The sequence below is a fragment of the Hymenobacter daeguensis genome, from assembly GCF_054780555.1.
Genome location: NZ_BAAGWC010000002.1, coordinates 377,518 through 391,828, shown reverse-complemented (window position 1 = coordinate 391,828; position 14,311 = coordinate 377,518). Strand labels below are relative to the sequence as shown.

The window sequence follows — 14,311 nt, the reverse complement described above, 5'->3', positions numbered from 1 at the left end:
CCTTTCGGCCCGGCAAAGGTACGCTTCCCAGCCCGGGGCGGTCGGTGCGCCCCGGCGTTATGCCCAAATTTTATACACAGAGCCGTTTTTACAGCATGCAAAAGCCTCGGCTGCACTTGCCGCCGAGGCTTTCCGTGCCGTGTATGAGCGGCTTACTCCTTCACCATGCGGCCGCTGCCGTGCACCGCGCTGCTGAGCTGCGCCCCGCCGGCCACGTACATGCTGCCCGAGCCCGAAATGCTGGCATCGGCCGTGCGGCTGGCGTACACGTGGGCATCGCCCGAGCCGCTGATGCGGGCCTGGCAGGTTTCCGACTTCAGGTCGTGGGCCTTCACCTGGCCCGAGCCGCTGATGCGGATTTGCTGGCGCGGGCAGCTGCCGCCCACCACCAAATCGCCGGAGCCGGACAAGGTGCTCTCGAGGCTGCTGGCCGTGAGCCGGGGCACCTGCAGCTTGCCCGAGCCCGATACGGCCAGGGTCAGGGCATCGGCCTTCAGCGGCCCCTCCACCTCAAATTTGCCCGAGCCGCCCACGCGCAGCGCCGTGAGGCTGGGGGCCGTGATGTACACTGTGATGGGGCCCCGGTCTTTGTAGCTGCCCATGTCGTTGCGGTTGCGGTTGCCCAGGCGCAGTTGCTGGTCTTTCACCACGGTTTCGAACTCGGCCAGGGCTTCGGGGCTGGCTTCCACCACCACGCTTTGCGGGCTGCCCTGCCTGAGCACCACGTGGGCCGCCCCGCCCAGGCTCACTTCGGTGAATGGACCCACTGGCCGGGTTTCGCGCTGGGCAGCGGGCCGCACGGCAATGAACGACGACAGCATTCCCACCGCAAGCAGCAGGCTGGTCATCAGGGTTTTGGTTCGGTACAGGGCCATCAGAAAAAGAAAAAAAATGAATGATTCACAACGGTTACCATCATAATGCGGCCTACGTTACAGCGGTAGCCCGAAATTTTTTATCCCGCCTTTGTCGCCCCGAAGCGCCGCTAAAACTCAACGTGCAGCCGCACGGCCACCACGTGCACCGGCCCGCGGCGGTCCTTGTTATAGGCCGGGTTGATAACCAGCTGATAATCGGGGCTGATGCTGGCGTGGTACGTGGGCAGCGCGAAGCTGTAGTACAGCTCCCCAATCTGCTCCAGGCCGTAGTTCAGGGCCCCGTCGCCCACCATGAAGCCGTAGCCGCCGGCCGCCAGGTAGGCGCGGTGCTCGGGGCTGAGGCCGTTCACGACAATGGCCGCGCCGAGGCGGTCGTCGGGGCGGTGCCACCGGTCGCCGGTGCTAGCAATGCCGAGGCTGGCGCTGTGGTCGATTTCGGTGAAAGCCCAGGTTTCGTTCTTGCCGTCGTTGTAGCTCACCCGGGCAAACAGGCCCACGTTTTTGGCAATTTCCTGCTCGGCATTCAGCCCGAAGCCGACTTTGGTGTGGCCGTCGCGGCCCACGGCCGATATATCGGGCTGCTGGCCGGTGAGCTGCGCCAGGCGGGTGGCCGTGCTGTAGGTGCCCATGGCCGCCACGTTGCGAAAGCCCAGCGCCCGCACAGTGCCCTGCCGGCCCCGCAGGTGGTACACTTTGGTCAGCTCCACGGTTTCGGCGTGGGCCGTGCCGTAGTCGAAATTCAGCGTCGGCCCGTTGGCCTGCGTGGGCATGAGCGTGGAGGCGAAACGGGCGGTGAAGTCGGGCGTGACGTATTCGATAACGCCGCCCACGGTGTAGCCCCGGGTGTTGGCGGCGTAGTCCCAGCCGCCGGCGCTCATCAGGCTCCAGTTCAGGAACTGGGTGCGCGGGTCGTGCGAGTAGCTGTTCTGGTCGAAGTAATCGGCGGTGCTGAACTTGCCCAGCGTGAGGGCGAAGTAGCGCTGCGGACTGGTGCCGGCCAACTGGTTGAGGTCGTCGAGGTCGTTGTCCGTAGCCGTGCCCAGGGCAAACACCTGGCGCAAATACAGCCGGGCCAGGTACAGGTTGGGCGACGGGTCGCCGATGCGGAAGGTTTCGCCGTTAGTGAACCCCGCAATGCCGCGCGCGCCGCTCAGGCCGCTGCCACCGGCCACTTCGGGGTTGAAATACAGCGCCGCCCCCTTCCACAGCCGCCGCCCAACAAACAGGGTGCTGGTGAAGGACAGCTTGGCCGATTCGCGGTCGGCCAGGCTGTAGGCCCCCGCGTAGGGCGTGCTCAGGTCGTTGTGCCACTGGTCGATAAGGGTCTGCTGGAAGTGCAGGCTCCAGTTGCGGGCCTTTTCGGCGGGCAGGTGCACGGGTTCCTGCGCCGAGGCGGCGTTGGGGGCCACGGGCGGGGTGGCGGCGCCGGCGGGCGTAATCTGGGCGCGGGCCTGGCTGGCCCACAACAGGCCGCCAGCCAGCGCAAATGGCGTGAGTAATCGTTTCAGCGCAGTGAAAATAAACCCCTTAGGGCAGTGAGACAGCAAAGCTAAAGCCGAAGCTCCGGCCAATCAGATGTCCCTTTGATGAAGAACTGATTTCGGCCCATAAGCGGCATTGCGCCGGGCGGCCGCCGTACTTTTGCGGCATGCTACTTCACTACCTCGACCAGGGCCAGGGCCGGCCGCTCGTCATTCTCCACGGCCTCTTCGGCACCCTCGACAACTGGCAGACCTTGGCGCGGCGCTGGGCCACCGAGGCCGGCCTGCGCGTGATTAGCGTCGATTTGCGCAACCACGGCCGCTCGTTTCACAGCCAGGAGCACACCTACGCCCTCATGGCGCAGGACGTGCTCGACCTCTTCGACCACCTGCAGCTCGGGCCCGACACCACGCTCATGGGCCACAGCATGGGCGGCAAGGTGGCCATGCGCTTCGCCCTCGACCACCCCGCGCGGCTGGCCCGCCTCATCGTGCTCGATATTGCGCCGCGCTTCTCCAACATGGAGCATCAGGACGAAATCCTGGCCGGCCTGCACGCCGTAAACCTCGCCACCATCACCAACCGGCAGGAAGCCGATGCGGCACTGGCTCAATACATTAATAACGTAGGCACCCGGCAGTTTCTGCTGAAAAACCTGTACCGCAAGGAGGACAACTCGTTTGCCTGGCGCATCAATTTGCCGGTGCTGGCGGCCCAGCTGGCGGCCATTGGCGAAGAAACCATCAGCGCCACGCCGTTTCTCAAGCCGGCTTTGTTCATCCGGGGCGGCAAGTCCGACTACATCACGGCCGAGGACAAGCTGACCGGGATTCCGGCGCTGTTTCCGCACTCGCAGGTGGCCACCGTGCTCGATGCCGGCCACTGGGTGCACGCCGAAAAGCCGGAGGAGATTTTCGGGATGGTGAAGGCGTTTGCGCTGAGCTAATGAAAACCCTCTTCCTCATTCCCACGCCCCTGGCCGATGACACGGCCCCGCAGGTGCTGCCGCCGCAGGTGGTGGCCGCCGTGGCTTCCCTCCCCTACTTCCTGGTGGAGAATGCGCGCACGGCCCGCCGCTTCGTGAAAAGCGTGGCGCCGCACCGCGTCATTGAGGACATTCGCTTCGTTGTCATCGACAAAGACAGCACCGATGCGGAGGTGCGCGCCGCCCTCGGCCCGCTGCTAAAAGAAGGAATTGACGGGGGCATTCTGAGCGAAGCGGGCTGCCCCGGCATTGCCGACCCCGGCGCGGCGCTGGCGCGGGAGGCGCACCGGCAGGGCCTGCGCGTGGTGCCGCTGGTGGGGCCCTCGTCGCTGCTGCTGGCGCTCATGGCCTCGGGGCTGAACGGGCAGCAGTTTGCCTTTCACGGGTATTTGCCCATTGAGAAAGCGCCCCGCGTGGCGGCCATCAAGGCGCTGGAGAAGGAGGCCCAGCAGCGGCAGCAGTCGCAGCTGTTCATCGAAACGCCCTACCGCAACGGGGCGCTGTTTGCTGATTTGCTGGCGCACCTGCAGCCCGGCACCCGTCTGTGCGTGGCAGCCGACGTGACCGGCGCGGGCGAGTTCATCAGGACGCTGACGGTGAGCGACTGGAAGCGGCTGCCGGCCCCGGAGCTGCACAAGATTCCGACGGTGTTTGTGCTGGGGATGTAGCATCCGTCATCCTGAGCGCAGCGAAGGATGACGGATAGCCCTACGACGCCCGCACCACGAACTTCGGCTCGCTCACCGGCAGGTGCTCGTGCGGGGCGGGCAGCACGGTTTCGCCGTGCTGGCTCAGGTCGAGGCCGTCGGCTTCGTGCAGGGCATTTACCCGAATGGGAATGAGCAGATTGGTGAATTTATAGAGCAGGTAGGAGCCGCCGAAGGTGAACACCGAGATGAAGGCCAGCGCACCCAAGTGCTTCATCAGCAGCACCCAGGAGCCGGTGGTGACGAGGCCGCCGTCTTTGGCAAACACGGCCGTCAGAATCATGCCCACGATGCCGCCCACGCCGTGACAGGGAAACACGTCGAGGGTATCGTCGAGGGTGGTTTTGTTCTTCAAATCGACCGCGCCGGCGCTGATGGCCGCCGACACCACCCCGATGAACAGGGCCGGGCCGTAGCTCACGTAGCCCGCCGCCGGGGTGATGGCCACCAGGCCCACCACCGCGCCAATGGCCGCGCCCGCTGCCGTGGGGCGCTGCCCGCGCACGGCCTCAATCATCATCCAGGTGAGCATAGCGGCTGCCGACGCCATGTGCGTGGTGAAAAAAGCCTGCACGGCCGTGGTATTGGCCGCCAGCGCCGAGCCGGCATTAAAACCAAACCAGCCGAACCACAACAGACCCGTGCCGATGAGGATAAACGGCACATTCGGCGGAATGTGGATGTGGCCTTCGAGGTGGGTGTGGCGGCGGCCCAGGGCCAGCGCCCCGGCCAGCGCCGCAAAGCCGGCCGAGATGTGCACCACCGTGCCGCCCGCAAAGTCGAGCACGCCCCATTTGAACAGGAAGCCGTCGGGGTGCCAGGTCCAGTGGGCCAGCGGGCAGTAGATGAGCAGGCTGAACAGGCACATAAACAGCAGGTAGCCCCAGAAGCGAATGCGCTCGGCAAACGCCCCGCTGATGAGGGCCGGCGTGATGATGGCAAACTTCAGCTGGAAGGCGGCGAAGAGCACCAGCGGCAGGTTGGTGGCCAGGCGGGAATGGGGCGCGGTGCCCACGTTATTGAACATGAAAAACGTGAGCGGATTGCCGATAACGCCGCCGATGCTGTCGCCGAAAGCCAGCGAAAAGCCGACCACGTACCACAGAATCGAAATCACGCCCAGCGCAATAAAGCTCTGCAGCATGGTGGAAATGACGTTGCGCTTGCTCACCATGCCGCCGTAGAAAAAGGCCAGGCCGGGCGTCATCAGCAGCACAAGGCCGGAGGCGGACAGCATCCAGGCCAGGTCGGCGGGGTTGAACGCGTCGGGCTTGGCTTCGGGATGGTTTTGGGGCAGGAAGGCGGCAAGGCCGGCCAATAGCAGGATGAGGCCGAGGCAGGCCGTGGCTAAATATTGTTTACGAGTCATAGCAGTAGTAAAATTAAGGCCGCTCCGCTAATTTACACTACAATTTCCGCTATAACTCCTCAATTTGAAAGGCCTGCTTTAAAAAACTGCTTCTCTTTCTCAACACACCCCCTTCCATCAAGCGGCCCCATCTTCAAAAAAAATGGTGAAAGCCGTGCGCTTGGCCGCGTTGGTGGCCAGCTGAAACCGGAAGCCGTGGGCCAGCAGCACATCGCGCACCAGCGTGAGGCCAATGCCCTGCCCGTCGCGCTTGGTGCTGAAAAAGGGCGTAAACAGCCGCTGGCTGACCGCGGGCGTCAGGCCCGGGCCGTCGTTTTCGATGGTGAGCGTGGGCGGCTGCGGGCTGGTACGCACCCAGATGTTGCCGTCCCGGCCAATGGCTTCGAGGGCATTTTTGGCCACGTTCAGCAGAACCTGCTCCAGTTGCTGGGGGTCGAGGCGGATGAGCAGCGGGGTTGGGGACAGCTCCAGGTGCCAGTTGATGCGGCGCTCCTCGCTCTGGGGCTGGAACAGCCGGCAAATGCCCCGCAGCAGGGCGTGCACATCGGTGGGCTGGGGCGCGGGCGGCGGCAGACGCACGAGGTGGGCGAAGTTGGCAATGAAATTGGCCAGTTGGGTGTTGCGGGCAATGCTCACGTCCAGCGCCTGGGTGAAATCGGGCTGGTCGTCGGCCGCGAGCTGCGGCGCGTAGTGCGCGAAGCTGTGCAGGATGGAGTTGATGGCCCCGATGGAATTGTTGATTTCGTGCGACATCATCCGAATCAGCTGGCCGTAGGCCTGCTTCTCCTGCTGCATCAGCTCCTGGGTCAGCTCTTCGAGCAGAATGAAGCGGCGCATGAAACCCCTGTCCAGAAAGTGAGCGGCGTGGGCGCGGTAGGTGGCCAGGCCGGAGAGGCGCAGCGCCTGCGGCTGGTCTTCGGCCAGGCTGGCCAGGGCCGGGCCCCAGGGAGCCGGCAGCTCCGCCGGCGGGCGGCCCAGCAGCCCGGCCGCCGGCTGGCCCAGCAGGCGCTCGGCGGCGGCGTTGGCGCTTTCGATGCGGCCATCGAAATCGAGGATGAGGATGCCAGCGGGCGAGGCCTGAATGAGGCGTTCGAGGAGGAAGCTTTTTTCGTGCTGGCTCACGCGCTCCTGGCGCAGGGCGTCAATCATGTCGTTGTAGACGGCAATGAGCTGGTCCATCTCGCGCTGGCCCACGGGCACGAACTTCATGCTGAAATCCTTGGCCTGGATGGCCGCCGTGCCCGCCGCAATCAGCTCAAACGGCCGCACGAAGCCCCGGTACAGCCGCACGCTCAGGCCAATGCTGATAAGCAGCATGACTTCGCTGCCGAAGAACAGCGGCAGATTGGTGGTGTGCAGCTGCCAGGCCAGCGCAATGAGCACGCTGTGGATGAGGGTGACGAAGAGGAGAAACTGGAGGCGAAGGGACATAAGTAAGGGCGGGGCCTGCCCCCGCCCGTCGTTGAACGGTTTATTGTACGGGTCGTTCAACAGGTATCGTTCAACGACGGGCGGGGGCAGGCCCCGCTCCTACTCGTCATACGGGATGCCGTGCTTTTCGAACCTTCTGTACAGTGCGCCCCGGCTCAGTCCCAGGGCCTTGGCCACGCGGCTGATGTTGCCGTCGTAGTGCGCCAGGCTCTGCCGAATCATCTGGGCTTCCAGCTCGTCGAGGGTCATGGTGCCGGGGGTGGGCAGCTCGCCGGGCTGGGGCTGGTGGGCGGGCAGGCGCTGGGCGTTGGCCTGAAAATCTTCGGGGCCCAGCTCCTCCTTGCCGCTCACGAGCACGGCACGCTCCACCAGGTTTTTCAGCTCGCGGATGTTACCGGGCAGCGGCTGCTCGCGCAGCCAGTGCAGGGCGCGGGTGCTCACCTTCAGGGCCGGGCGCTGGTAGGTGGCGCGGAGCTTATCCACGAAGTGCTGGGTGAGCAGCGGGATGTCCTGGGCCCGCTCGCGCAGGGCGGGCAGGCGCACCGAAATCAGGTTGATGCGGTAGAACAGGTCTTCGCGGAAGCGGCCCTGCTGCACCATCTCGGCCAGGTTGCGGTTGGTAGCGGCGATGACGCGGATGTCGAGCCGGCGGGGCTTGCTGTCGCCCAGCACCTCGTAGGTGCGGTCCTGCAGCACGCGCAGCAGCTTCACCTGCGAGGCCAGCTCCAGCTCGCCGATTTCATCCAGGAAAATGGTGCCGCCGTTGGCCAGCTCGAAGCGGCCCACGCGGTCGGTTTTGGCATCGGTGAAGGCGCCGCGCCGGTGGCCGAACATCTCGCTTTCAAACAATGAGGATGATATACCGCCCAGGTTCACCTTCACAAACGCTTGGTTTTTGCGCTGGCTGTTGCGATGAATGGCTTCGGCAATGAGCTCCTTGCCGGTGCCGCTTTCGCCCTCGATGAGCACGGCGGCATCGGTGGCGGCTACCTGGCCCACCTGGCGCAGCACGTGCAGCAGCTGCGCATCCTGGCCGATAATATCCCGAAAGGCAAACTGCTGGTCGAGCTGGCGGCGCTGGCGGGCGGGCGCTTCGGCGGGGTCGGCCTCGGCGGCACTTTCCTGCACGGCCAGCACCGTGCGAATGGTCTGGAGCAGGGCCTCGTTGTGCCAGGGCTTGGTGATGAACTCGGCTGCGCCGGCCTTCATGCCCTCCACCGCCAGGCTGATGCTGCCCCAGCCGGTGATGAGGATGACGGGCACCTGCGGGGCCAGCGCCTTCATCTGGCGGAGCAGGGCCAGGCCGTCGGCCCCGGTGGTGTCGAGCGAGTAGTTCATGTCCATCAGCATGAGGCGGGGCGGCGTTTCGCGCACCACGGCCAGCGCCTCGGCCGGGCCGGCCACGGCCTGCGCGGGGTAGCCGGCCTGCTTCAGCAGCAGCCTGAGCGACGTGCGGATGGCCAAGTCGTCGTCGATGATGAGTACCATGCTTGCAGAAAGGAAAGGTGTTTTTGCAGAAGTTAAGAACGTTATGCCTCGGCTGCGCTCGGCATGACGGCCTGGCATAGTGAGCGGATGCTACCGGTTCTTGACGGTGCCGCCGCTGCTGGTGTGCTTGGTGAGCTGCGGCGAGCCAGCGTAGCGCACATCACCGCCGCTGGAGGCGTTGGCGTTCAGCTTGTCCTGCACGGCCACGTTGATGGTGCCGCCGCTGGAGGCATTGGCCTCGCAGGAGGAGGCCTGCACCTCCTGGCCTTTGAAGACGCCGCCGCTGGAGGCGTGCACGCTCAGGCTTTGCACCTTGCCGCCGAGGGTGGCCACACCGCCGCTGCTCACGCTGGCCTCCACGTTTTTGCCCGTAAAATCAGGTGCCGAGATAACGCCGCCCGACGAGGCCTCCAGCCGGCAGCTGCCGACGGCGTACGCATTTTTCACGTCGACCCGGGCCCCGCTGCTGACTTCAATGCCGGTGAGCGGCGCGGCCACGATGGTCACGCGCAGGTTGCGCGGGCGGTTGTCTTTGCTCCAGGCTTCGTTCAGCTTGTGGTCGAAGCTCACCTTGAGCACGCCGTCGCTCACTTCGGTTTTGATGCGGGCCAGGAATTCGGGGGTGTCGGCACTGGCCTCCACGCGCTGGGTGCTGCCCGAAGTGAGCGTGACGAGGATGCCATCGGACGCTTTGAGGGCGCGGAAGGCGGAGACGGAGCGCACTTCCGGAGCGGTTTGGGCCAGGGCAGGCACGAGGGCCAGCAACCAAAGCAGGGCGAGAGCGGTGAGGTTTTTCATGCGAAAAAAGAGTGAAAGGGTGAGTGATGAACTGGCTTCTGACGTTCCAGATGCACACTGGCAGAGCCGGGTTGCCCGGCTACCGGCCGCCGGGGCCATTCGTTACAGCCCTGGGCAGAATAGCTGGCGGCACCGGCTTGTTGTCGTCGCCTCAATCCTCGCGCAGCGCCACGGCCGGCTGAATGGCCGCCGCCAGCCGGCTGGGCTGCCACGCGCACAGCGCCGTAATGAAATATACCGCCCCGGTGGCCGCCGCAATGGCCAGCAAATAGGGCTGCGTGGGCAGGTCGAAGGCATGAAGCAGGGGGAACTGCGCCGCCAGCAGTCCGCCCAGCAGCACCCCAAAGGTCGTCACCACCATCATTTCGCCCAGAAACTGCCAGCCGATGCCCGCGCCCGTGGCGCCCATGGCCCGCCGCAGCCCAATCTCGGCCCGGCGCTGGCTGATGTTGTACCACAGCACCCCGAACAGGCCCAGTGCTACGTTGATAATCAAAAACAAGCCCATGAGGCACAGCCCCACCACCGGCACCAGCGTGAACAGGCGGCGGTGCTGGCGGTCGTCTTCCATCACGCGCACCTCGGTGCTCCACTGGCGGGTGACGCCGGCCACGGTGCGGGCTATTTTTTCCTGCAGCGCGCCGCCCTGGCCGGGGGCCACGCGCACCAGCACGGCGGCCGTTTCCCAGTGCGTGGTGTCGTAGGGAATAAGCCGCTTCCATACCGACGGCAGGGCGGCCGAGAAGTCGCTTTCCATCCGCACGTTATCCACCACGCCCACCACCTGGAACTCGTCTTCGGGCTTGGTTTCCTTGCTGCCCCCGGCGTAGGTAAAGATTTTGCCCAGCGCCGGCTCGTCGCCAAACAGGTATTCGCGCATGTCCTGGCTGATGACCACGGGGCGGTGGTGGCTGCCGTCGTCGGCCGCCCGAAACCAGCGGCCCTCGCGCAGGTGCAGGCGCATAGCCTCGCCGTAATGGTCGTCGGCGTCGTAGGTGTTGGCGTAGGGCGTTTTGCGGCCCTTATATACAAAGTCCGAGTTGTTGGTATTGAAGGTAAAGGGCAGGTTGCCGCTGGTGAGGGCCACGGTTTGCACACCGGGCAGGGCCTTCACCTGGCGCAGCACGTCGTCGAGCTCGGCGCGGGGCATCTTCTGGCCTTGCTGGGCACGCACCAGCAGCCGCCACACCTGGGTGGGCTCGAAGCCGAGCGGGGCCAGGTAGTTTTTGCTCACGGTGATGAGCACCGCCCCCACCCCAAACAGCACCACGAATGAGAAAAAGACTTCGGAAATCAGCAGCAGGTTGGCCCGCTTGCGGTTCCAGATAAGGGTGAAGAGATGGCGAAGCATGGGGTGAGGGAAGGATAGTTGAGGGGAAATCATCTGTCATCCTGAGCGGAGCGAAGGACCTTATCGCCGCTGAACAGTTTGCAGTACTCCCAAGCGGAGCAGCGGTGAGAAGGTCCTTCGCTCCGCTCAGGATGACAGCCGTAACACAATGCGCTACTTCTGCTCGCCGCTGCCGCGCAGGGCGGCCACGGGATTGAGGCGCGACATTTTCCAGGCCGGGTACACGCCGCTCATCAGGCCGAAAATCAGGGTGAGCACCATGCCCCAGCCAAACACGGTCCAGCTCAGCGCGAAGTGGGCGTAGGCCACGGGGTGCGCTTCGTTCACGAGGGCCAGGGCGCCGGCGGCCAGGCCCAGGCCCAGCAGCCCGCCCACCAGGGCCAGCACCAGGTTTTCGACCAGAAACTGCCCCACCAGGTCGGAGCCGGCCGCGCCGAAGGCCTTGCGCACCCCAATCTCGCCCGAGCGCTCCAGGATGCGCGTCACGTTCAGGTTCACCAGGTTCAGCACCGGCAGCAGCATAAACAGGAGCGCCAGCCCGCCCACCAGCGCGTAAAATTTGGTCAGGTTGTCGTTGCTTAGGGTCTGTTCGTGGCTGAGTATGGCCCGTGTGATGCCCGGCAGAATGGGGTCGGCGTAGGAATAAATAGCCTTCACCTCCTTGGGTTTCGGAATGGGTATCCGCTTTATCATCTGCTGGTACTCGGCGCTCACGGCCGGCACGGCCGCCGCCGAAGGTGCCAGCAGCACCACCAGAAACTCGCCTTCCAGGCGGCTGTCTTTGGTGTACTGCGGGTTCAGGGTGTAGGGCACCCACACGTCGGCGTAGGCATATACCTGGGCGGCCGACACGTTGCGCACCACGCCGGCCACGCGGTAGCGCTTCAGGTCGATTTCGATGGTTTGCCCCACTACATCGGTGCGACCGAAGTAGGCGCGGGCGGTGGCCTCGTTGATGACGCATACGTGCTGCGCCTGCGTCACCTCGGCGCTGGTGAATGCCCGCCCGCCCAGAAACTCGTAGTCCATGATTTGCCAGAAGCTACCGTCGGTATAGGCCATGTCCAGCGGCAGCAGCTTGCTCTTGGTGAAGGCCGTGGCGTTGGACGTTACCGTAGTGACGCCCACCCGCTCGGGCGTTTTGAGCTTGCGCACGTAGTCGTCCACGAAGTGTGCGCTCACGGGGTTGCTCATCCAGCCGTGGCCATCGGCCATTTGGTGGCGCATGGTGTTCACAAACAGCATCCGGTCCACGCGTTTCACCGGCGCGTTGGGTCCCACCATGTGGTCGAACATGGCCATCACCACCAGCAGAATCATCAGCGTGAAGCTCACGCCAAACAGGCTGATGAAGGTGAAGAACTTGCGGCGCATGAGCACCTTCCAGGCAATTTTCAGGTACGAACGGAGCATGGCGAAGCAGGAAGCGAAGAGTGGAATTGAAGAAAAAAGTAGGTGGGCCGGGCTGGCCTAACCGGCGACCGCAGTGGCGGCGCAGTGGGCCGGTGGGCCAGCACCGCGCCCAGCGCGGCCAGCAGCAGGGCCCAAGTCCAGCGTTGCGGGTTCATCACGTCAGGGCGTTAGCTTACCTGGCTGCCGTCGAAGAAGCGGATGACGCGCTGCGTCTTGAGCGCCTGGTGCTCGTCGTGGGTCACCATCACCACGGTCACGCCGTCGCGGCGGTTCAGATTCATCAGCAGCTCCATAATCTCCTCGCCCATCACCGAGTCGAGGTTGCCGGTGGGTTCGTCGGCCAGAATGATTTCGGGGCCGCCGGCCAGGGCCCGGGCAATGGCCACCCGCTGCCGCTGCCCCCCCGAGAGCTGGCCGGGAAAGTGCGCCGTGCGGGCGTTCAGCCCCACTTTGTCGAGGGCATCCAGGGCCCGCTGGCGGCGCTCTTTGCCGCTCATGCCCTTGCGGTAGAGCAGCGGCACTTCCACGTTATCCACCACCGAGAGGTCGTTTATCAGGTGGTAGCTCTGGAAAACGAAGCCGATTTTCAAGTTGCGCAGGTGGGCCAGCTCCTTGTCGGTGTAGGCCGTCACGGGCCGGCCATCCACTTCAATGGTGCCGCTGGTGGGCTCATCGAGCAGGCCCATCAGGCTGAGCAAGGTCGATTTGCCGCAGCCGCTCGGCCCCATGATGGACACAAACTCGCCCCGGTTGATGGTCAGGTTCACCTGGTTCAGCGCCACCGTTTCGATGGTTTTGGTCTGGTACACCTTTTCGATGTTGGTGAGCCGGAGCACCGGCGTGGCACCGTTCTGCACCGTCGGCGGCGTGTGGGTTTCGGGCGAGTTGGCGAGCAGGTTTTCCATGAGAAAAAAGGGGAGAAAAGCGCGTGGAGTGGATTAGAATCAGCGGTTGGCGACGAAAATGGGCGCCTGTTTTTCAAAGTCATACAGCGTCAGCGCCCGCAGGCGGTAGAAGGCCACCCAGCAGGCCCGTAGCGCGAAAATGTAGCCGCGCCGCGCGCCATCCTTTGCCGCCGAGGCCAGCGTTAAATCGGTGAGGCTGATGCGGCCCAGCAGGTAGGTGGCGCGGGCAATGTCGTAACGCCGCTGGGCCAGCGAGTCGGCCCGGCCGGCGAGGGCCAGCTTGTCGCGCAGCGCCGCCACCTGCCCCGCCTGCGCCAGCACCAGCTGCTCGAAGCTGCGCTCTTCCTGCGCCACGTTGCGCTGGGTCTGGTCGCGGTTCAGCTCGGCGGTTTTGATGATGGACTGGCGGCGGCCCCAGTCCACCAGCGGCAGGCTGAACGCCAGCCGCACCTGCTGCTGGTTCTGGAGGTTGAGGTAGGTATTGCCCAGGTTTTCAGCCTGGTTCACGTAGCCCAGGTTGGCCGTAAGTGCGGCCTGAAAGCCGGTGGTGCCGTGGGCCTGCGCCACCGTCCGCTCGGCCTCCAGCAGCCGGCGGCGGAAGGCCAGCGTGGCGCTGCGGTTCTGGCGGGCCTGCTCCAGGGCCAGCGCGGGCAGCACGGCCGGCTGTGGGGCCGGCGCGGGCACGGCCAGGGCGGGCGCTTCGGTGCCGGGCAGGCCGGTGTAGGCTTGCAGGTCCACGGCGGCATTCTGGGCGTCGAGCTGGGCCTGGGTCTGGGCCTGGCGGGCGTCCAGCACGTTCAGTTCCAGCTGCAACAAGTCGCTCTGCGAGAGCCGGCCCAGCTTGAACCGCTCCTGCCCGATGCGCAGCAGCTCGGCCGTGGCCTGGGCATTCTGGCGGGCCACGTCGGCGTTCACCTGCTGTAGCAGCACGTCGAAATACAGCTCCGTGACGCGCTGGGCAATGGTTTCGCGCTCCTCCACGTACTGGCGCCGGCTTTCCTGGTAGCGCAGCGGCTCAATGCGCCGGGCCCACAGCAGGCCGTTGAACTGGCCCAGCGGCTGCGTTATGCCGATGGTAAACGGTTGATTATTATACCGCCGCTGCCCGCCGTTGAAATCATCGAACCGCTGCACCACCGAGCCGATGTACACCTGCCCGCCGGTCAGGCCCAGGTTCTGGCTCAGCGTCAGGCCTAAATCCGAATTATTGATGCGTACCGACTCGAAGCTGGTGGTACCGTCGGGCTGCACCACGGGCGTAATCACGCGGTTGAAATTGGGCACTGTGCCGGCCAGGCCCAGCTGCGGGCGGTAGTTGGCCTGGTAGCCGCGCCAGGCCCAGTAGCTGGTTTCGCGGGTGGTCACGGCCTGCTGGCCGGGCGCCGACTGGTTGATGGCCTGCGCAATAACTTCCTCGAGCGTGAGTGCGCGGGCCTGCGCGGCCACACGCTGCCCTGGCAACAACAGCAGCAAAAGCAGCGAGCAAAACAGGCGTTTCATGGTC

12 protein-coding genes are annotated in these 14,311 nt (G+C 65.0%); 2 read left to right on the top strand and 10 right to left on the bottom strand.

The annotated features are described in order from the left end of the window. Positions 1 to 152: 152 nt before the first annotated feature. Together ACYVHT_RS05280 and ACYVHT_RS05275 are read right to left on the bottom strand one after the other, a co-directional pair. Positions 153 to 875, bottom strand: coding sequence for a head GIN domain-containing protein (locus ACYVHT_RS05280; protein ID WP_460548708.1), 723 nt, complete (start codon positions 873 to 875; stop codon positions 153 to 155). A 110-nt stretch (positions 876 to 985) separates the two neighbouring features. After that, positions 986 to 2,425 carry a carbohydrate porin gene (locus ACYVHT_RS05275; RefSeq protein WP_460548706.1) on the bottom strand — a complete coding sequence of 480 codons (1,440 nt, stop codon included), beginning with the start codon at positions 2,423 to 2,425 and terminating at the stop codon, positions 986 to 988. A gap of 101 nt (positions 2,426 to 2,526) precedes the next feature. On the opposite strand from ACYVHT_RS05275, the gene ACYVHT_RS05270 reads away from it, so the two are divergent. Further along, positions 2,527 to 3,306, top strand: coding sequence for an alpha/beta fold hydrolase (locus tag ACYVHT_RS05270; RefSeq protein ID WP_460548704.1), 780 nt, complete (start codon positions 2,527 to 2,529; stop codon positions 3,304 to 3,306). Beyond that, positions 3,306 to 4,013 (top strand): SAM-dependent methyltransferase, encoded by a 708-nt coding sequence (locus ACYVHT_RS05265; RefSeq protein ID WP_460548702.1) that lies wholly within the window; start codon positions 3,306 to 3,308, stop codon positions 4,011 to 4,013. The genes ACYVHT_RS05270 and ACYVHT_RS05265 overlap by 1 nt, the downstream gene beginning before the upstream one ends. 40 nt (positions 4,014 to 4,053) lie before the next feature. Here the strand turns inward: ACYVHT_RS05265 and ACYVHT_RS05260 are convergent, their stop codons facing one another. The 8 genes from ACYVHT_RS05260 to ACYVHT_RS05225 form a co-directional block, all read right to left on the bottom strand. Beyond that, positions 4,054 to 5,421: an ammonium transporter gene (locus ACYVHT_RS05260; RefSeq protein WP_460548700.1), complete on the bottom strand. Its 1,368-nt coding sequence runs from the start codon at positions 5,419 to 5,421 to the stop codon at positions 4,054 to 4,056. A gap of 117 nt (positions 5,422 to 5,538) precedes the next feature. Continuing rightward, entirely contained in the window at positions 5,539 to 6,852 is a 1,314-nt protein-coding gene (locus ACYVHT_RS05255; protein ID WP_460548697.1) for a sensor histidine kinase, read from the bottom strand. Positions 6,853 to 6,951: 99 nt separating this feature from the next. After that, a complete protein-coding gene (locus tag ACYVHT_RS05250) occupies positions 6,952 to 8,340 on the bottom strand; it encodes a sigma-54-dependent transcriptional regulator (RefSeq protein ID WP_460548695.1) in 1,389 nt (462 codons plus the stop codon). A gap of 90 nt (positions 8,341 to 8,430) precedes the next feature. Then, positions 8,431 to 9,138, bottom strand: a complete 708-nt coding sequence (locus ACYVHT_RS05245) for a head GIN domain-containing protein (RefSeq protein ID WP_460548693.1) — start codon at positions 9,136 to 9,138, stop codon at positions 8,431 to 8,433. A gap of 151 nt (positions 9,139 to 9,289) precedes the next feature. Beyond that, positions 9,290 to 10,489: an ADOP family protein gene (locus ACYVHT_RS05240; RefSeq protein WP_460548691.1), complete on the bottom strand. Its 1,200-nt coding sequence runs from the start codon at positions 10,487 to 10,489 to the stop codon at positions 9,290 to 9,292. A 153-nt stretch (positions 10,490 to 10,642) separates the two neighbouring features. Next, entirely contained in the window at positions 10,643 to 11,902 is a 1,260-nt protein-coding gene (locus tag ACYVHT_RS05235; protein WP_460548689.1) for an ABC transporter permease, read from the bottom strand. 167 nt (positions 11,903 to 12,069) lie between these two features. Next, entirely contained in the window at positions 12,070 to 12,738 is a 669-nt protein-coding gene (locus ACYVHT_RS05230) for an ABC transporter ATP-binding protein (RefSeq protein WP_460549067.1), read from the bottom strand. A 108-nt stretch (positions 12,739 to 12,846) separates the two neighbouring features. Next, entirely contained in the window at positions 12,847 to 14,307 is a 1,461-nt protein-coding gene (locus tag ACYVHT_RS05225) for a TolC family protein (protein ID WP_460548687.1), read from the bottom strand. Positions 14,308 to 14,311 lie beyond the last annotated feature (4 nt).

Excerpts from the sequence above, each read along its gene's own strand:
- ACYVHT_RS05260 (WP_460548700.1), bottom strand. The coding sequence starts at position 5,421 with ATGACTCGTAAACAATATTTAGCCACGGCCTGCCTCGGCCTCATCCTG.
- ACYVHT_RS05250 (WP_460548695.1), bottom strand. The coding sequence starts at position 8,340 with ATGGTACTCATCATCGACGACGACTTGGCCATCCGCACGTCGCTCAGG.
- ACYVHT_RS05235 (WP_460548689.1), bottom strand. The coding sequence starts at position 11,902 with ATGCTCCGTTCGTACCTGAAAATTGCCTGGAAGGTGCTCATGCGCCGC.
- ACYVHT_RS05225 (WP_460548687.1), bottom strand. The coding sequence starts at position 14,307 with ATGAAACGCCTGTTTTGCTCGCTGCTTTTGCTGCTGTTGTTGCCAGGG.
- ACYVHT_RS05240 (WP_460548691.1), bottom strand. The coding sequence starts at position 10,489 with ATGCTTCGCCATCTCTTCACCCTTATCTGGAACCGCAAGCGGGCCAAC.
- ACYVHT_RS05255 (WP_460548697.1), bottom strand. The coding sequence starts at position 6,852 with ATGTCCCTTCGCCTCCAGTTTCTCCTCTTCGTCACCCTCATCCACAGC.
- ACYVHT_RS05245 (WP_460548693.1), bottom strand. The coding sequence starts at position 9,138 with ATGAAAAACCTCACCGCTCTCGCCCTGCTTTGGTTGCTGGCCCTCGTG.
- ACYVHT_RS05280 (WP_460548708.1), bottom strand. The coding sequence starts at position 875 with ATGGCCCTGTACCGAACCAAAACCCTGATGACCAGCCTGCTGCTTGCG.
- ACYVHT_RS05270 (WP_460548704.1), top strand. The coding sequence starts at position 2,527 with ATGCTACTTCACTACCTCGACCAGGGCCAGGGCCGGCCGCTCGTCATT.
- ACYVHT_RS05265 (WP_460548702.1), top strand. The coding sequence starts at position 3,306 with ATGAAAACCCTCTTCCTCATTCCCACGCCCCTGGCCGATGACACGGCC.